Genomic DNA, 18089 nt, shown 5'->3' with positions numbered 1-18089 from the left:
AGCAGTCGGGGTGAGCCGACCACCTCCGGTGTTCGTTCTACTTGGCGGTCAGGAAGGAGAGGTCGCCGGGGGTTCCCTCTTCGACCACGGAGGCATCGTCACCGAGGTTCTTCTTCAGAAGCTTCGTGAACTCTCCGGAGGAGTACATCTCGGTCAGCGCCTTATTGACAGCGTCCGTCGCGTCCGCGTCATCCTTGATCATCCCGATGCCGTAATACTCGTCGGTGAAGGCTTCGCCGTCGGGCTTGACCATCTCGATGACCCGGAACTGGCCGTCGTACTGGGAGGCGTAGCCGTAGAGGATCGTCGCGTCGGTGCTGACCGCGTCAACCTTGCCCTGGCTCAGAGCCTCAACACAGGATGCGTAAGTGTCGTATTCCTGCAGCTGGACTCCAGGCAGCGCGTCCTTGACCTTCTGTGCGGGGGTGGAACCGGACACGGAGCAGAGCTTTCCGCCGCGATCGAGGTCTTCGAGGGATGAGATCTTGTCGTCGTCCTTGCGCACCAAGAGCGCCTGGTGCGTGATGAGGTACGGGCCGGCGAAGTTCACGGCCTCCGCGCGGGAGGCGTTGATCGAGTAGGTGGCAGCGATCATATCGACCTCGCCGTTCTTGATCATGGTTTCACGCTGTGCGGAAGGGGTCTCCTTCCAGGTGATCTCCGGGGTGTCCCAGCTGTTCTCTTCGGCGATGTGGTTCACGACATAGGTCGCGACGTCGACGTCGAGCCCGGTGAAGCTGCCGTCAGGGGTGCGCAGGCCGAGTCCCGGCTGATCGAACTTGGTCCCGATGTTGACGTTGCCCGACTCGATGGCTCCGAGCAGACCGGCGCTGTCGGCGTCGTTGTCGCCGCCGCATGCCGCGAGGGAGAGGGCCATGGCACCGGCAGCGGTGATAGCGAGGGTGTTTCTGATGAGCTTGTTCATGAGTGTCCTTAATTGTCGGTGGAGCGGGATTCTCGCTCCGGCCCAGGGCTGTCGGTGACGCCGTGGGAAGAATGTGGGTGGGAGAAGGCCCCTGGGGGCCTCAGTGTCCGAGGATCTTCCCGAGGAAGTCCTTAGCCCGATCGGATTCGGGGCGGTCGAAGAAGGTCGCGGGATCGGTGTCCTCGACGATTCTTCCGGCGTCCATGAAAAGCACCCGGTCGGCGGCTTTGCGTGCGAAACCCATCTCGTGGGTCACGACGACCATGGTCATGCCGCCGCTGGCGAGGTCGGTCATGACGTCAAGGACCTCATTGACCATCTCCGGATCGAGAGCCGATGTCGGTTCATCGAACAGCATGACCTTCGGGTTCATGGCGAGTGCGCGTGCGATGGCGACACGCTGTTGCTGGCCGCCCGACAGTTGCGCCGGGTACTTGTCCGCCTGTTCGGCGATTCCGACTCTCTCGAGCAGGCGCATCGCCTCGGCGTCCGCCTCCTCCCGCTTCATCCCGCGGACCTTCATCGGCGCAAGTGTCACATTGCGTTTGATGGTCAGGTGGGGAAACAGGTTGAAGGACTGGAAACACATGCCAACATCCGCACGCAGACGGGCGAGATCCTTCCCCTCCTCGGGTAGGAGTTCGCCGTCGATGTAGATTTCACCGGAGTCGATTGTCTCCAGACGGTTGATCGTGCGGCACAGGGTGGATTTCCCGGAACCGGAGGGGCCCAGTACGACGACAACTTGCCCTCTGGGGATGTCGAGGTTGATGTCCTTCAGAGCATGGAAGTTGTCGAAATACTTTTCCACGTTCCGCATGCGGATCATGGTGTCGGTAGTGTTGTTCGCCATAGCGGAAGCCTAATGTAATGCAGGACACAAATCCTCTCCGGGGGGGTGGAAGTCTCCTCGGCGGACGGGGTTTCGCAGCGCTTTTGGTGGATCGGGGGTATTCTCATTCCCCACTGTTCAGCCCTGTTTCAGGCGTTCGCAGGCACGATCACTCGCGGTTGAATACGGGGAGTGCTGCGGGTCGGTTGATGGGGGTACTAGGGGTTATGATTAGCCATTGTGTTGCAGCAGAATCTGACATCCCAGCCCATCCGTACCTACGAGGTCCGTACCTTCGGCTGCCAGATGAACGTCCATGATTCCGAACGGCTCGCGGGACTCCTCGAGGAAGCCGGCTACGAACGCGCCCGAACCGGTGTCGATCCGGATCTTGTCGTGTTCAATACGTGTGCCGTCAGGGAGAACGCCGATCAACGGCTGTACGGCAGCCTCGGCGCGCTGCGTGCCGTGAAGCGCACGAAGCCGGACATGCAAATTGCCGTCGGCGGGTGCCTGGCTCAGAAGGACAAGCAGGTCGTGGTCGAGAAGGCCCCCTGGGTCGACGTCGTCTTCGGTACCCACAACATCGGGTCTCTCCCCGCTCTGTTAAACCGGGCGGCCCACAACCGGGAGGCCGCGGTCGAGATCGTCGACTCGCTGGAGCAGTTCCCGTCTGTGCTCCCGGCGAAACGGGAATCCGCCTACGCCGGATGGGTCAGTGTCTCCGTCGGATGCAACAACACCTGCACGTTCTGCATCGTCCCCTCACTCCGCGGCAAAGAGGCCGATCGGCGTCCCGGGGACATCCTCGCCGAGGTACAGGCACTAGTTGACCAGGGCGTTGTCGAGGTGACACTCCTCGGACAGAACGTCAACGCCTACGGCGTGCACTTCGCCGATCCGGAGCTCGAACGTGACCGCTCGGCGTTCTCGAAACTGCTGCGGGCTTGCGGCGGCATCAAGGGGCTGGAGCGTGTGCGCTTCACCTCCCCGCACCCTGCTGAGTTCACCTCCGACGTCATCGACGCGATGGCCGAGACCCCCAACATCTGTCCCCAGCTGCACATGCCGCTCCAGTCGGGTTCCGACCGGGTACTGAAGGCCATGCGGCGCAGCTACCGGTCGAAGAAGTTCCTCGGGATCCTCGATGAGGTCCGGTCCAAGATCCCGCACGCCGCGATCACGACGGACATTATCGTGGGTTTCCCGGGGGAGACCGAGGAGGATTTCCAGGCGACGCTGGACGTGGTGGAGGCCAGCCGATTCAGCTCCGCATTCACCTTCCAGTACAGTCCCCGCCCCGGAACCCCGGCAGCCGAATACGAGGACCAGATTCCCAAACAGGTTGTCCAGGAGCGCTTCGAACGGCTCATGGAGCTGCAGGAACGCATTTGTGCCGAGGAAAATGCCGCCCTCATCGGCACCGAGGTGGAACTGCTCATCCAGGCCGACGGCGGGCGAAAGAACGATCGGACCCACCGGATCTCCGGACGCGCACGGGATGGCCGCCTCGTCCACCTCAACCCGGTGGCGGCCCCGCAGAAACCAACCGCCGTCGACCGGGAGATTCGGCCTGGCGACATCGTCACCGCGACGGTGACGTCCTCAGCACCGCATTACCTGATCGCGGACCACGGGGTGCTCACGCACCGTCGGACCACCGCCGGGGACATGTCCGAGGCCGGGAAGACTCCCACCACAAGGCCGACGGGTGTCGGCCTGGGACTACCCGCGTTCGGACCTCCCGCTGAACGGATCACAACAGCGTCCGCCTCAGGTTGCGGGTGCTGAGAGTCGCGGTCCGGACCACAGGTGGCATAGTTGGATGTGTCCACCGCATGAATCCAATCACCAAATGAAGGAGCACCCCGACGCCGTGAGTGACAACAACCCCTCCCGGGAACACTCCGTTGCCGGAGAACCGGAAGAATCTGCGGTCGAGAAACGTCGACGTCTGAGGGCCGAGAAACTCGCCCCCTACATGGACGATCTACCGAACGCCGAGAAGCGGGCGGCGCAGACTCTTTATCTCGGCCCGCAGCAGGTGTTCCTCGGGATCGGGATGCTCGGATTCCTCTTGTCGCTCTTCCTGCCGCATTCCGGTCAGGTGCTCGGACTGGACGTGTTGTTCTTCTCCGACACCGCGAAGGCTTTCGTCACCACCTGGCCGGAACGCATCTACGCCTGGACCGGCGTCACCGGGATCCTCCTGCTCACCGGCGCGACGATCGTCACCCGGTCATCGCTGATCGCCTACCTGTCGTGGTTCTTCTCAGGGGCGTGCATGTTCTATTCGCTGTTCGCGATCTGGATGCGCCAGTCCCGCCCCCCGACGGAACCCGGTGTCGGACCATCGTATGGCCTGATCCTCGGGGCCGTCAGCGTCACCATGGTGGCACTGAGCCTCACCCGTATCGTGCTCCGACGGTCGAGCTTCCAGAATGCGCTCGCGGAGGCGAGACGACACACCCCGCAGGAGAGTGCGGTGCACAAGGTGCAGGAAGAGCTGCTCGCTGCGCAGCTAGAGCGGGACAGCCACGATGTCTACGTGGACGACCGGCGCTCGCGTGCCGCGAAGCGGCGCCGGGCCAACCGCGACCGGGCACGCCGTGAGGGCCGGGATCGCCCAGAGGGGCCCGTCGAGGGGACCGTCTGATTCCCCCTAGATCCCGGAGAAGTCGAGCGGTTTCTGCCAGTAGACGTTCCGTGCCCGCAGTTCCGCGCCGTATTTCGCGTTGAGTGCACGGATCGCCGTTGCACCGGTGGCTGTGGATGTGTGGATGCGGCGGACACCCCTGTCGTGTGCGGCCCCGAGCAGGGTGTTCTTCACGGCTTGGGCGAGTCCCCGGCCGCGGTGGTCGCGGTGGACCACCGTCATCATCTGTGCGGCAACATCGGGTGAGTCCGCGAGGTCCTGGGAGAAGGCGGACGCCGCGACGGGCATCCCGGATCCGTCGCAGACCACCGCCCAGACGACCGCTCGCCCCGTGCAGCGGGTGTCGGCGTCGGCCCGCTCCAACCGTGCCCTGTCCCACCGCTGTGGCTCAGAGACCAGGTTCCCCAGCGGTATATCCTCGGAGAACACCTCGAGCAACCTGCACAGCCCATCCGTGACACACGGTTCCGTGGCCACCGGATTCATGCCGACGAGAATCCGGGACGAGTACCCGGTTGGCAGGTCGCACCGGGGCAGTCGAGCCGGCACCGGAACCGCTGCCTGCTCCTCGACTAGTGCGGGGACGAATCCACGAGTGCGGTAAAGGGAATCGAGGGGATCCCCGGCGGCGGGATCCGGTTCCGTCAACTGCCGTACCTGGAGCACACTCCTCCCGAGAAGACCGCTCATCTTTCCGACCTCGGTGATGATCGCGTCGACCGCCGCTTTGCCCTCGTCACCCAGTGGCTCACCGGGCAGCGGAAGAAACGGGACGTCGAGGGTAATCTCCAGCCCGCATACGGACAGGTTCTCCCGGAGGGGAACCGAGATCGCCGCCCACGCGTAGAGCACTGGCGCGCGGTCATCACCGGTGGCGGGAATCAGCGGGTACCCGAGGTCGGAGATGTCGGTGGTCGCGATGGCACGCGCTGTCCCGGGGTCGCCATCGTCCGCGATGGCGAGGCCGATCACCCGGACATCCGGGCCACCGGACAACGTGTTCAGCAGCGAATCGACCGATACGGACGCGTCCGCAGTGCCGGTGACCTGTTGCCCGTGGACACCGAGCATCAGTGTCCAGTTCCGGACCGATTCCGCGGCGGTGTCCGGAGAAGTCCCGAGTGGGGGCGTGGTGAATTGGACGGGGCGCATGGGAGGACAGTCTATCGTCCCACCATGCGCCCCGCGTTCTGACGGCTAGCGTTCCTCGATGGCTGCTCTGGCGGCTTCTGCCCACTCGGACCACTGTGCTGCCTGGGCGCGGAGTTTCTCTGCCTTCTTTGTGTTGCCTTGGGCTTCCGCGGCCTCCGCCTGTGTGGTGAAGTCCCTGACCTTCTCCTCGAACTGTGCGGCGCGGGCCTGGGCAGCGGGATCGGTACGACGCCACTGATCGTCTGCGGCTTCTGACACACTGCGTTCGATGGCTCCGATCCTGTCCTCGAACTCGCGGATACGCGCACGGGGGACGAACCCGATCTCCTCCCATTTCTCCTGGAGCTCGCGCAACTTCGTTCGGGCGCTCCCGAGATCCTCGTCCGGGCGGATCTGCGGTCCGTACTCCGCGAGCAGTGCCTCCTTCCGTGCGGCGTTCTCCTCGAACTCGCGCTCACGTTCTTCGTTGAGGGCGTTTCGAGCCTCGAAAAAGTGGTCCTGAGCGGCTTTGAACGCGGCCCAGAGCTTGTCATCGACCTCGCGGGGTGCGCGCCCGGCGGCCTTCCACTCGGTCATCAAATCCCGGAACGCCCGGGCAGTCTCATTCCAGTCGGTGGAGTCCTTGAGAGCCTCAGCGCGTTCGACGAGGGCCTCCTTCGCCCTCCGGGCTGCGGCACGACCGCGGTCGAGCTCCGCAAAGTGGGAGCCTCGGCGCCGGTTGAAAGCATCGCGGGCACGCGAGTACCGCTTCCAGAGTGCGTCATCGGTCTTCCGGTCGATGCCACGGATGGATTTCCATTCGGAGAGGATGTCCCGGAGGCGGTCTCCGGCGGCCTTCCACTCGGTGGAACTATCGCCGATCTCCTCAGCTTCAGCGGCGAGCTCCTCCTTGCGCGCGATCGCCTTCGCTCGGCGTTCCTCTTTCTCGGCCTTAGCGCGTTCCCCGGCTTCCTCCGATTCATTGATGATTTCAGCCAGCCTGCGGTCGAGACCGTCGAGGTCCCCGACTACAGCCGCGGTCGGCAGTGTCTCACGGAGTTGGAGTGCGGTGTCTCGGATGCTTTGGGCCTCGTCTGGGTGCGCCTTCAAACGGGCCTCGAGCAGCTCGACCTCGGTCGCGAGATCATCGAACCGGACTCCGTAGTGGGCGAGGCCCTCCTCCGGGGTACCGGCCTGCCAGGAGCCGACGAGGCGTTCGCCGTTGCTGGTGGTTACGTACACGTTGCCACTATCATCGACCCTGCCCCACTTGCTCGGATCACTCCGGGAGACCAGTGGTGTGGCCGGAGCTTTCGGACGGACGGCAGGCATGGCGCCGGGCCGGGGACCTGGTCGGGGGCCGGGCTTGGGAGTGGAGTTCGTGCTCATGGTCAACGTCCTTAGGGAATCATCGCCGCGCGACACGGCAGCCGTGAAAGATGGGGAGTACCTGAAAAAGGACTCTCTCACCGAGAATACAGCCCCCGGGATGGCAGCGTGAAGATACTGGCGGAAGAGGACAGCGGAAACCGTTGGTTTACTCTGGTCCCGTGATTGAAATAAAAGCACCCGACGCCGAATCCCGTGTCAGGCCCGGTCCCGTGGTCGTGGTACCGGCCAGTCCGGCGCTCGTCCTGTCCGGCGACGCTGATCCCGCGGGCTCCTGGCTGCGGGCCGCGGCCGGGCGGGTTCTCGGCCGGTACCGGGATATTCCCGTGCATCTCGTCGGATCGAGGGATCCCCGCTGGTGGACCTGCCATTGGGGATCGTTCGCGGCGTGGGGGGATGCGTCTGTGGACGTGGGGGCGGGGGATCATCTCCCGGAGCTGGTCCAGCGTTTCCTGCTGGGGGCGGATAATCGGAAGCGGGTTGTCGACGTCCGTGGGAAACTCGGCCACCCCGACCCCGGAGTTCTCACGGTGGTTGCGGTTGATGGGTCCGCGGGGCTGACCGAGAGAGCGCCGTTGGCGTTGATTGCCGGCGCGGAATCGGTCGACGCCTGGTGTAGGGCCCTGCTGGCCGGCGAACCTCCGGAGCCGATGACCACCGATGGTCTGCGCGAAGGTGGGATTATCGAACCCGACCTCTGGTTGGAACTAGCCGAGGTGCGCCCGGACCGGGCGGATCTCGTCGCGGCGGATACGACGACTGGCGTCGGCCGCTATATCGCGGAATGGGGGATCGACGCATGAAGGTCCAGACGCCGGTCGCCGTTGTGGGACCCACTGCATCGGGAAAGTCAGCGCTCGGGATAGCCCTCGCGCACGCGCTCGACGGCGAGGTGGTCAATGTCGATTCGATGCAGCTCTATCGAGGGATGGACATCGGTACAGCCAAGCTATCGGTCGCGGAGAGAGAGGGCGTTCCGCATTACCAGATCGATGTTCTCGACGTCACCGAGAACGCCAGCGTGGCCCGCTACCAGAGAGAGGCGGTCGCTGACGTCGAGGAGATCCTGGGGCGGGGAAAGACCCCTGTTCTCGTCGGTGGATCGATGCTCTACGTCCAGGCTCTCGTCGACGACTGGAACTTCCCGCCCACGGACCCGGAGGTCCGCAAGAAATACCGGGAGCGGCTCGACGAGATTGGCGTCACTGCACTCCACGCGGAACTTGCCGAGCTCGATCCCGCGGCGGCCGCGGTGATAGAGGTCAATGATCCGCGCAGGACGGTCCGGGCGCTCGAAGTCATCGAGCTCACCGGATGCCCCTTCGCTGCCTCGCAGCCGCCGATCGATGCTCCGGCCCGATGGGGGACCCGCATCCTCGGGCTGGAGGCAGACCCCGGCTGGTTGAATCCACGGATCGAGCTCAGGACCCGCCGGATGTTCGACGAGGGCCTCGTCGATGAGGTAGAACGACTGCGGGAATCGGGGCTCGTCGCGGAGTCCACGGCCGGGCGCGCGATCGGATACGCACAGGTATTCGCCCACCATCGGGGTGAACTCACGGCCGAAGAAATGGTGGAGCGGACCATCACCGGGACCAGGCGATATGTGCGGCGGCAGCGGAGCTGGTTCCGGCGTGACCCGAGAACCGTCTGGCTGGATGCGACGGCGGACAGCCTGGCGCAGGCACTGGAATCGCTAGACTCGTGACCCATGACGAACCAGCGACGACAGCTCTCCTTCGCGAAAGGCCACGGCACGGGCAACGACTTCATCATTCTCCCCGATCCTGAGGCTCGGATCGACCTTTCACCGGGTCTTATCCGGGCGCTCTGTGACCGGCACCGGGGCATCGGTGCCGACGGTATTCTGCGGGTCGCCCGGGCTGAGGATCTGGTCGACGCCGGAGTCTTCGAGGGTCTGCCCGGCGGAGTCGCCGCGGACGACTGGTTCATGGACTACCGCAACGCCGACGGCACGACGGCGGAGATGTGCGGCAACGGAGTCAGGGTGTTCGCACATTGGCTCCGGTCGAGCGGGACGGTCGACGGGGACGCAGTGCGGGTGGGCACCAGGGCCGGACTCCGACAGGTCCGGATCGAGAACTGCTCCGGCACCTCCGCGGAGATTGCCGTGGAGATGGGCATACCGGAGGTGACCGGTGTGAGTACGTGCACCGTTTCAGGGCAGCGTTTCGGTGGAATTGGGATCGACATGGGTAACCCCCATCTCGCCTGCGTACTGCCAGGCCTGGATCCGGCGGGACTCGCTACGCTTCCCGTGGATCAGCCTTTCGATCTCGATCCCGATTTCTTCCCGGACGGTGCCAACGTTGAGGTCCTCACGGAGCTCACCGACGGTCGGATCCACATGCGGGTGCACGAACGTGGTGCGGGAGAGACGCTCTCCTGCGGTACCGGCACAGTAGCGGCCGCCGTCGCGGCGCTCGCCGACGCCGGTGAGGTTATTGGTGAGGTGACTGTGGTTGTCCCTGGAGGTGAAATCACGGTCACAATCCGGGAGAATGGATCGACGCTCACCGGTCCGTCATTGATCGTCGCAGAGGGAGTCATCGACCGGGATGCACTCGACGTCACCGGACGGTAAAAGAAAGGGGAGGATCCCGGACGCCCGGAGACGATTGTCGGCTGCGGTGGTGTCCAGGATCAGGCCTGGCCGGGGACCGTCACGAACTGTTCGAGTCCGGGGATCGGGTTGCCCCCGCGGATGACGTAGAACTCCAACCAGACCGTGAAACACAACATGAACAGGGAGATGAGTATCGCGGCGACCGACATCACGAGTCTGCGGCCCTGCTGGCCGCGGGGTATCTGCAGCGCCCGCCGGACCGCGAGGACACCCACCAGTGTCGACATGCTGAACAGGACCCACTGGAGCACCGGGTACTCCTGGTAGAGAGGGAATCCGACCCCCAGGAGCCCTGCGACACACAGGGCGAAGATGGCCACCCCGTTGCCGTCCGGGATATGGGCGAGGGCGTCGGGGGTCGAACCACGTGCTGGTTCGGCACCGGAGGCACCGGTGGTGGGACGTGGATCAACGGGATGCATCATGGTGGTCATCCTAGGGGTGATCGGTGGATCAGTCGTAGTCGGCGCCGAGGTGGAGCGCCGCCCGCCGTGCTCTGGCCCAGGCGTCCCGGAGGTCCAACGCCTTCCGGTCGGTGACCCCGAGCAGGGTCTCCAACTGGGGAACACTCAGATCACCCGAGAGCCGCTCATCGAGGCGATCAAGGAAACGTCGTGCCGTCCCGTACTCCAGGTAGAAGGTCTCGATGTCGGGGTGGCTGCAATCGGGATCAGCCAGTGCCGGACGCTTCTGCGATCTGTCCGCCACAGTGTCCGCATCAGTACCGTGACGGAATCTCTCAAATTCCTCGATGACATCGGCGATGTCCTCGGCAGACAGTCGGATGGAGGTGGCGAGGGACTCCGCTTCCGCTCCATCAGGTCGGTGGTGGAGCACGAAATAGGCCATCGACATGATGAGCGCCCCGAGAATGATCCCCTCGAGCTTCAGCCATGAGGCAAGCAGGAGACAGAGGAAACCGGTGACCACGAGTGGCCATGCCGCAACAGGACTGCCACCACCACTCCGTTCGGGGAGTGTGTCGTCGTCCATGATCGCTCACATCCTCACTGTTCAGGAAGGTGACGGTGGAACCGCCCCGTCAGTCATCCGGGAGCCGGGGTTAAGAGCAACCGCCGGAGCCGCAACCGCAGCCACCACTGCCGGAGCCACAACCGGCGGGCATCTTGACCGCGGCGGTGAGCATAACGGTACCGGCGACCACGGAACCAGGGGCAGGTAACTCCGGCGAATCCGGAAGACAGAGGTCCATCGGGAACGGCGCCTCGATGTCACAGTGGATGAAGCGTTGTCCGGAGAGTGCCGTGGTCCGGTATTCGGCGGAGCGCACCTCTGCTGTGAGAGTCGCTCCCGCATCGGGAGCCCGCGATCCGTCCCCCGCGAGAACCACCGCGGCTCCGTGACTCACCAGCATCCCGATTTCGCCACCCTTCTGTGTCGTGAAGTCGTCGGCGGAGGGATACACCATGGTGTCCACCGCCAGGGCGGTGATTGCGAGCTGTTGCCACTGCTGGGCGTTCTCGTCGACGAGCAACGGTCCCTGTGCGAGATTCGCGGTGACGGAGGCGACCTGCTCACCGTCTCCGGTCACGACATCACAGAACGCCAGCACATCGGTGAGCATGGTGACGTGTCCGAGAGCATCTGTGGTCGACTCAAACCCGGCCCAGGTGGCGAACGGCTCCACCGCGAGGATGTTTATGCACGCGCCCGATGGGTCCGTGAACTGGATCAACTGACCACCCCTGACCTCCCCGGTCACGGACAGCTGTCCGGAGGCGATGGCAGCTTCCACGGCGTCCTGCCACCGGTCGTACTGGAGGCCGATGCTTGCGAGATCTTCACTCATGCCACCGATTCTAGGTGGTGATGTTCGGGGAAGCTGCTTCGGGCACCTGGGATGCCAGGGGCCGGGGTGATGCGACCGCGTGATCAGACGCCGCTGGATCAACTCCGGCCCCAGTCCGGTGGGTTTGTGCCACAATGGACGGCAATGACTCAGAGAAACAACGATGACCTGCTCGCAGCCGCCTTCGAGGATCATGTCGCGGGCTACGCCCCCGGAAATCCGGTCGACCATCCAAGGAATCAGTCCGCGCCCGACGCCCAGCTTGAGACCGTCGGTGACGCCACATCGAGCAAGGATGTAGGTGCTCCGAAGCATGATCCGACCACCGGCGAACTCGACCTCGAGGCCCGAACCAGCCTCCGCCGACTCACCCGTGGCGCGAATACCCACACCACCGAACAGTCCGACGGCTACGACGTCGAATACCGGAAGCTGCGACTCGAGCGTGTCGTCCTCGTCGGTGTCTGGATGGAGGGAACGACCGCGGAGATCGAGGCGACGATGGCGGAGCTGAAGGCACTCGCCGAGACCGCGGGCTCTGAAGTAGTCGAGATGATCTACCAGAAGCGGGACCGCCCGGACGCCGGAACGTATATCGGCTCGGGGAAGGTCCGGGAACTCAAGGAGATCGTGACCGCGACCGGTGCGGACACCGTGGTGTGCGACGGCGAGCTTTCCTCGGGTCAGCTCATTGCGCTCGAGAAGGCCCTCGACGTCAAGGTCATCGACCGGACGATGCTCATCCTCGATATCTTCGCCCAGCACGCGAAGTCGAAGGAGGGTAAGGCACAGGTCTCTCTGGCCCAGATGGAATACCTGATAACCCGGGTTCGTGGCTGGGGTTCGGCGCTGTCCCGCCAGGCAGGCGGGCGTGCCGGGTCCAACGGCGGCGTCGGACTGCGTGGTCCGGGTGAGACGAAGATCGAGGCAGACCGCCGACGACTACGTCAGGACATGGCGAAGTTACGCCGGGAGCTGTCGGGGATGAAGACCTCGCGGGACATCAAGAGGTCGAAACGTCGGAGCTCGACCATTCCTCAGATCGCGATCGCAGGCTACACCAACGCCGGTAAATCCTCACTGATCAACGCGATGACCGGCGCTGGGGTCCTCGTCGAGGACGCACTGTTCGCGACACTCGATCCGACGACTCGGCGAGCTGAACTCGCTGATGGTCGGGCAGTCGTGTTCACCGACACCGTCGGATTCGTCAGGCACCTACCGACGCAGCTCGTCGAGGCATTCCGTTCCACCCTCGAGGAAGTCGTGGAGGCAGATCTTGTGCTGCACGTCGTGGACGGTTCGGATCCGTTCCCGCTGAAGCAGATCGAGGCAGTCAACGGGGTGATCACCGACATCGTCCGCGAACTCGATGTATCCGCGCCTCCGGAACTCATCGTCGTCAATAAGATCGATGCCGCAGATCCTCTAGTCCTAGCGGAACTCCGCCATGCCATCGATGACATTGTCTTCGTCTCGGCATTGACGGGGGAGGGCATCCCTGAATTGGAGCAACGGGTCGAGGCGTTCCTGAACTCGCTCGACGCCCATGTCCACCTCGATGTCCCCTTCAGTCGTGGAGACATTGTCGCGAGGCTGCATGAGCAGGGGACCGTACTGTCGGAGACCTACGGCGAAACGGGCACGATCGTGGACGTCCGGCTCCCGCAGTCGGTGGCCGCCGAACTCGCCGAGTTCACGGTCCCCGGGGACACCACCGGACACTGACACGCTCTGCACCGACCTGCGACACACTGAACTACCCACGGTGTCCCGTCCGTCCGAGTAGAAACAATGTGTGAGGTGTGGAGACCGGAGGACGGCCGCAAGCCGTGCTCCGGCCATCTCCCAACCATGCAGCACCAATCACCCGTCCACGAGAAATGAGCCGGATCATGCGCACGATAACCAGAGTCGTCACCTCGATCATCGCGATCGGCGTCATCACCGTCGCCGGTGTCATCACTTACAACAACCTCAGCAGCCGGGATGGTTCCCTCCAGCGGCGCCTCGACGGTGATTTCACCCTCGATGAGGAGGTGAACTCCTACACAGGCCAGACGGAGATCGACTACGCACCGTACGACAGCATCCTCGCGGACCTGAGTCCGGAGCGGCACCACCAGATTTCCCTCGCTTTCGAGGGGCGGGATCTCGCCGGACGGGCGCAGGCGCGGCGGGATCTCGGCGTGACGAACACCGAGTCGCTGGCCTACTACGTGGCGAACATGAGGGAATCGAACAGCTATTACCGCTCTGTTCTGCAGCTGGATCCGACGGCCGTGGAGAAGGCAGCGGAGCTCGATGCCCGCGGAGTCGGTCCCAGCGAGGATCATCCCCTCCGTGGTGCGGTGGTCCTCGTCAAAGGAAACATTGCGGTTGCAGGGCTGCCGAATGATTCGGGATCGAGGGCACTGAATTCCGCGGTGGCGGATGCGGACTCGCCGCTCGTCGAGCAACTTCGCGCAGCCGGAGCCATTGTCGCGGGCCGGACCAATCTCAGCGAATTAGCCAACTTCCTCACCCTCGAAGGGCCCAACGGATTCAGTGCTGTCGGCGGGCAGACCCTCGATGCGCGGGACCCACTGAACCGGGATCCCTCCGGCAGTTCGACGGGATCGGCCACCGCCATCGCCCTCGACTACGCGGACCTAACCTTCGGAACCGAGACCCAGGGGTCGGTCATCTCGCCGGCCATGGTCGCGGGGGTCTACGGGGCGAAGGCCGGCTACGGTGAGTGTGACATCCGCGGCATCGTCCCGATCGACGATCGCGTCGATTCGCCTGGGGTGTTCGGGCGGAGTGCAGCCGACCTAGCCCTCGGTTTCCGGGCCGCCTGCGGTATCAACCCGGCGAAAGCGACGGGCGCCGAGCTCACCGTCATCGGCATGGGACTCGATCCGGTACTCGTGAAGGCGCTCGACCGTGCCCACATCACCGTCGTGGAACCCAGTACCGAGCTCCAGCAGACCATCGAGGAACTGAAGAATCTCCCGTTCATCGACGCTCTAGTGGCCGGCGTCGGCCCGTCCATGGAAACCTACTTCTCCGGAAACCCCTCCGGGCGCCTCGAAAATCTCCACGACCTCGTCGAGTACTACCGGCAGCACCCGGAGGCGGCACCCTACGGAATCACCTTGATCGAACAGGGACTGACGTCCCAGATGAGTTTCGAGGAGTCGAATGAGGTCCTCGACCGCGGCCGCCAGCTCGTCGAGAAGATCCATGGCCTGATGACGGAGCAGGGCGGCGTGGCGCTTGTCGGCAGGTCCGAAGGACTGCTGGAGCTCACCGCAGGGGGCGCAGCCCGGGCCACTGTTCCGCTGATTCCGGTGACCCAGAATCTCGCTGTGGACGTGTTCGGCAAGTATGCGGTGACCATCGACACCGCGGACACCGATACAGCGGCGCTGCTCGAGATCACACGACGCATCGAGGCGGCGCGGCCGTTTGACGGGTAACCCTCGGGACAGTCATCCCATCCTGAGGACACACTTAATGGCGTTCGACGGTGGTCAGATTGCCTAACGGACACTCTCCGGCGAATAATGGCACGTTGTGAGCCAAATATGCGGATGGACCGTCCACGGCGACGGCAAGAAGATCAGTCCCGGTGCGGTTGTCAACCCTGAGGAACGGTTAAGCTGGCCGCGTACCATCGGCATCGGTATGCAGCATGTCATTGCGATGTTTGGCGCGACCCTGCTGGTTCCCACCCTGACTGGATTCCCGGTCAACACGACCTTGTTGTTCTCGGGTCTCGGAACGATGCTGTTCCTGGTGATCACGCGGAACCGGCTCCCCAGCTACCTGGGTAGCTCCTTCGCGTTCATAGCCCCCCTCATCGCGACGCAGGGGGAGGGGATCGCGGTCCAGCTCGGTGGCATCGTCGTCGCGGGTCTTGTGCTGGTCGGGGTCGGAACGGTCGTTAAACTCGCTGGGAAGCGGGTTCTGGACGCCGTGATGCCGCCCGCCGTCACCGGCGCGATCGTGGCTCTCATCGGGTTGAATCTCGCTCCCGTAGCGGCCTCGGACTTCGCCGCGCAGCCTGGGGTGGCGGCCGTGACCCTCGCGGTGATTCTGCTCTGTTCGGTGGCCGGGCGGGGAATGATCGCCAGGCTGGGGATCCTCACTGGTGTCATCGTCGGTTGGGTGTTCGCCGCCGTGACCGGGCAACTCCGTGAAGGCGCGACGGAAGCGGTCTCCGCAGCAGACTGGATTGGCTTCCCGACGTTCCACACGCCATCGTTCCAGGTATCCGCTGTGCTGGTCACCCTACCGGTCGTCATCGTGCTCATCGCGGAGAACGTGGGGCACGTCAAGGCGGTATCTGCCATGACCGGCCGGGATCTCGATAATGTCGCGGGCGATGCGCTCATCGCGGACGGTTTGGCGACGACGCTGGCCGGGGGATTCGGTGGTTCCGGAACGACGACCTACGCCGAGAACATCGGCGTGATGGCCGCGACGCGCGTCTATTCCACGGCTGCCTACTGGGTGGCTGCGGGTACAGCGGTGGCGCTGGCCTTCGTTCCCAAGTTCGGGGCTCTGATCAACACCGTTCCCGGTGGAGTTATGGGCGGAGCCACCATCGTGCTCTACGGACTTATCGGGATGTTGGGCGTTCGGATCTGGCAGGATAACCGGGTTGACTTCAGCAGCCCGGTTAACCTGATGGCCGCTGCAGTCGCGATGATCGCGGGAATCGGTAATCTCACGCTCACCGTGTTCGGCCTCGAGCTCCAGGGAATCGCCTGGGGTTCTGCAGGTATCATCATCGTCTACCCGATCCTCAACCGCCTCTACCGGTATATCGGCGAAGGCCAGTTCCTCTGATCTCTGGTCGGTGATGACGCCTTCCCTCGCACAAGAAAAGCCTCGGTACTGCGACTGCGGTACCGAGGCTTTTCTTGTGCGAGACCGGTGCGGGGAACGCCCCGGCCGCACGGGTGGGAATCAGGCGTCGAGGTCCTTCTCGATCAGCGCGGCGATCTTCTCAACAGCTTCCGCGTTCTCGGAAGTCACGGTGACGCGGTCTCCGGAGTTGGCGCCCATGGCCATGATCATCATCGACGATGCGGCGTCAGTGGGGTCTTCGTCCGCGTCCTCACCTTCGAGAGAGAGGAAGATATCCTCATCGTACTCGGCAGCTGCTTCAGCGACGATGGTTGCAGGTCGGGCGTGGAGTCCGACGGAAGAGCCGACGGTAACGGTCTTGGAAGCCATGTGGCAGTCCTTTCTTACCTCATGCGTGAGGCATGGGCGAAGTGGTTCCTTAGCTGTTTACGAACCTCTGCCGCCCACTGGAGCACGGGGGTCGATCCTGTGGGGCAGGCGGTGAGGTACCGGTTACAACTCTACGCACTATCCCGCGACATGCGCCACAAGGAGGTTGGAAAGGTTGCCCAGACCACATCAGGGTTCCTTGTTCTTGCAGTTCAGGGTGAATTTCACAACTCTGGCGACGACACGGACCCGCTGCATGTCCGCTTCAGGTCCGGTTGTGCTGACCCGTTACTGGAATTTACGGACGAGACCTGCATCCGGGATGACCATCCCGGGACGCGGGATCGATGTGCCCGGCAGGCTCGCCGCTGCGGCCCCCAGGGCCACCGCTTCCGCGAGCGCGACCGCCGGTACGGCGCCCCGCACATCGGCCATGAGATAGCCCGCCAGGGTGCAGTCACCGGCGCCCACTGTCGAGACCGGACGAATCGGATGTGCCGGGGCCGTCCAGGCTCCTTCGGGGGTCACCAGAGCGGCACCGGCGGCACCCAGCGTCACCAGGACCCGCTGCACCCCGTACCGGAGAATCTGCCGTGCACCGTCGACCGCGGGAGCGAAATCACCGTCGAGTGCCGAGTTCTCGATCACTGATCCGTCGATCCCGGTGATCTGTCCGAGCTCGTGTCCGTTGGGCTTGACTAGCGTCGGAGCGGGTGCTCCACCGCGGACCCGGTCGGCCAACTCGAGGAGGGGGCCGTCCGACGTGTCTACCGCCACTGGGATGTCGGGGAAGGTGTCGCGGACCAGGCCCAGTAGATCCTGGTACCAACCATGCGGCGCACCCGGCGGGAGGGAGCCGCTCAGCACAACCCATTCCGCTGCGCCAGCGGCGATGATGAGTGCCTCCTCAACAGCCTTGACAGCTTTGGGGGAGAGTGGGTTACCGGGGCCGTTGAGTTTTGTCGTCGTCCCGTCCGGTTCTGTTACCGTCGTGTTCGTTCGGACTGAGACACCACCCGGAATGATCCGGTAGGGGACTCCGGTCTCCGACATGAGCCGGACGAACGTCCCCTGTGCCGGGGCGGGGAACAATGCGAGTGTGTCGACTCCGGCGGAATGACAGGCGTGTGCGACGTTGATCCCTTTTCCTCCGGGTGATTGGGTGACGGAGGTGAGGCGTTGTACGCCGCCCGGCTGGAGCGGAGTCGGAAGACTCAGACTGAGGTCGATACTCGGATTCGGGGTCAGGGTGAGAATCAAGGGGAGGTCCTCAGATTTGATCGGTGGCGCAGAGGGATACACGAGCTGGATTGCAGGGCTCCTCGGAAGATGCAGGTGGACCCCGGTCCTCCCGGACCTCCCACGGAGTCCGGTCTGCACCGGGTGGGGCGACGCGGCGTGCTCTGCTGAGGCTGCGACAACCGTAGCAGGCGGCGGGGACCATGGTGCGGTCGAGAGCAGTGGTTCAGTTCG

At 64.2% G+C, this 18089-nt stretch carries 17 protein-coding genes; 8 read left to right on the top strand and 9 right to left on the bottom strand.

What is annotated here, in order from left to right; genetic code table 11:
- Positions 1–37 precede the first annotated feature (37 nt).
- Both JDV76_RS06730 and gluA read right to left on the bottom strand, forming a co-directional pair.
- Positions 38–925, bottom strand: a complete 888-nt coding sequence (locus JDV76_RS06730) for a glutamate ABC transporter substrate-binding protein (protein ID WP_198736085.1) — start codon at positions 923–925, stop codon at positions 38–40.
- A 100-nt stretch (positions 926–1025) separates the two neighbouring features.
- Positions 1026–1754 carry a glutamate ABC transporter ATP-binding protein GluA gene (gene gluA, locus JDV76_RS06725; protein WP_198736445.1) on the bottom strand — a complete coding sequence of 243 codons (729 nt, stop codon included), beginning with the start codon at positions 1752–1754 and terminating at the stop codon, positions 1026–1028.
- A gap of 243 nt (positions 1755–1997) precedes the next feature.
- On the opposite strand from gluA, the gene miaB reads away from it, so the two are divergent.
- Together miaB and JDV76_RS06715 are read left to right on the top strand one after the other, a co-directional pair.
- Positions 1998–3548, top strand: coding sequence for a tRNA (N6-isopentenyl adenosine(37)-C2)-methylthiotransferase MiaB (gene miaB, locus JDV76_RS06720; protein ID WP_198736084.1), 1551 nt, complete (start codon positions 1998–2000; stop codon positions 3546–3548).
- Between the two features lie 85 nt (positions 3549–3633).
- Positions 3634–4413 carry an Rv2732c family membrane protein gene (locus tag JDV76_RS06715; RefSeq protein WP_198736083.1) on the top strand — a complete coding sequence of 260 codons (780 nt, stop codon included), beginning with the start codon at positions 3634–3636 and terminating at the stop codon, positions 4411–4413.
- A 6-nt stretch (positions 4414–4419) separates the two neighbouring features.
- Here the strand turns inward: JDV76_RS06715 and JDV76_RS06710 are convergent, their stop codons facing one another.
- Entirely contained in the window at positions 4420–5565 is a 1146-nt protein-coding gene (locus JDV76_RS06710; protein ID WP_198736082.1) for a GNAT family N-acetyltransferase, read from the bottom strand.
- Between the two features lie 45 nt (positions 5566–5610).
- On the bottom strand, positions 5611–6933 hold the full coding sequence (locus tag JDV76_RS06705) for a DUF349 domain-containing protein (RefSeq protein ID WP_198736081.1): 1323 nt from the start codon (positions 6931–6933) through the stop codon (positions 5611–5613).
- 161 nt (positions 6934–7094) lie between these two features.
- Here JDV76_RS06705 and JDV76_RS06700 point away from each other — a divergent pair, with 161 nt between their 5' ends.
- From JDV76_RS06700 to dapF, 3 genes are read left to right on the top strand one after another with little or no spacing between them, the layout of a single operon-like run.
- Positions 7095–7736: a hypothetical protein gene (locus JDV76_RS06700; RefSeq protein WP_248140810.1), complete on the top strand. Its 642-nt coding sequence runs from the start codon at positions 7095–7097 to the stop codon at positions 7734–7736.
- Complete coding sequence (gene miaA, locus JDV76_RS06695) at positions 7733–8641, top strand: tRNA (adenosine(37)-N6)-dimethylallyltransferase MiaA (RefSeq protein ID WP_198736080.1); 909 nt, start codon at positions 7733–7735, stop codon at positions 8639–8641. Before JDV76_RS06700 ends, miaA begins: the two co-directional genes overlap by 4 nt.
- 3 nt (positions 8642–8644) lie before the next feature.
- Positions 8645–9538, top strand: coding sequence for a diaminopimelate epimerase (dapF, locus tag JDV76_RS06690; protein ID WP_198736079.1), 894 nt, complete (start codon positions 8645–8647; stop codon positions 9536–9538).
- Positions 9539–9597: 59 nt separating this feature from the next.
- Here the strand turns inward: dapF and JDV76_RS06685 are convergent, their stop codons facing one another.
- The 3 genes from JDV76_RS06685 to JDV76_RS06675 form a co-directional block, all read right to left on the bottom strand.
- On the bottom strand, positions 9598–10005 hold the full coding sequence (locus JDV76_RS06685; protein WP_198736078.1) for a hypothetical protein: 408 nt from the start codon (positions 10003–10005) through the stop codon (positions 9598–9600).
- A 28-nt stretch (positions 10006–10033) separates the two neighbouring features.
- Complete coding sequence (locus JDV76_RS06680) at positions 10034–10573, bottom strand: hypothetical protein (protein ID WP_198736077.1); 540 nt, start codon at positions 10571–10573, stop codon at positions 10034–10036.
- Positions 10574–10643: 70 nt separating this feature from the next.
- Positions 10644–11390 carry a hypothetical protein gene (locus tag JDV76_RS06675; RefSeq protein WP_198736076.1) on the bottom strand — a complete coding sequence of 249 codons (747 nt, stop codon included), beginning with the start codon at positions 11388–11390 and terminating at the stop codon, positions 10644–10646.
- A gap of 144 nt (positions 11391–11534) precedes the next feature.
- On the opposite strand from JDV76_RS06675, the gene hflX reads away from it, so the two are divergent.
- From hflX to JDV76_RS06660, 3 genes are all read left to right on the top strand, one after another.
- The gene (gene hflX, locus JDV76_RS06670; RefSeq protein ID WP_198736075.1) at positions 11535–13118 is read left to right on the top strand and encodes a GTPase HflX; all 1584 of its coding nucleotides are present in this window, start codon (positions 11535–11537) and stop codon (positions 13116–13118) included.
- Positions 13119–13285: 167 nt separating this feature from the next.
- Positions 13286–14851: an amidase family protein gene (locus JDV76_RS06665; protein WP_198736074.1), complete on the top strand. Its 1566-nt coding sequence runs from the start codon at positions 13286–13288 to the stop codon at positions 14849–14851.
- Between the two features lie 97 nt (positions 14852–14948).
- Positions 14949–16226 carry a uracil-xanthine permease family protein gene (locus tag JDV76_RS06660; RefSeq protein WP_198736073.1) on the top strand — a complete coding sequence of 426 codons (1278 nt, stop codon included), beginning with the start codon at positions 14949–14951 and terminating at the stop codon, positions 16224–16226.
- A gap of 120 nt (positions 16227–16346) precedes the next feature.
- Here the strand turns inward: JDV76_RS06660 and JDV76_RS06655 are convergent, their stop codons facing one another.
- The gene (locus JDV76_RS06655; RefSeq protein WP_198736072.1) at positions 16347–16616 is read right to left on the bottom strand and encodes an HPr family phosphocarrier protein; all 270 of its coding nucleotides are present in this window, start codon (positions 16614–16616) and stop codon (positions 16347–16349) included.
- Positions 16617–16904: 288 nt separating this feature from the next.
- Positions 16905–17876: a 1-phosphofructokinase family hexose kinase gene (locus JDV76_RS06650; protein WP_198736071.1), complete on the bottom strand. Its 972-nt coding sequence runs from the start codon at positions 17874–17876 to the stop codon at positions 16905–16907.
- Between the last annotated feature and the right edge of the window lie 213 nt (positions 17877–18089).

The organism is Corynebacterium marambiense (assembly GCF_016342275.1).
Classification (GTDB): domain Bacteria; phylum Actinomycetota; class Actinomycetes; order Mycobacteriales; family Mycobacteriaceae; genus Corynebacterium; species Corynebacterium marambiense.
The sequence above is the reverse complement of the archived record's forward strand: the minus strand, read 5'-3'. Positions and strand labels throughout refer to the sequence as shown.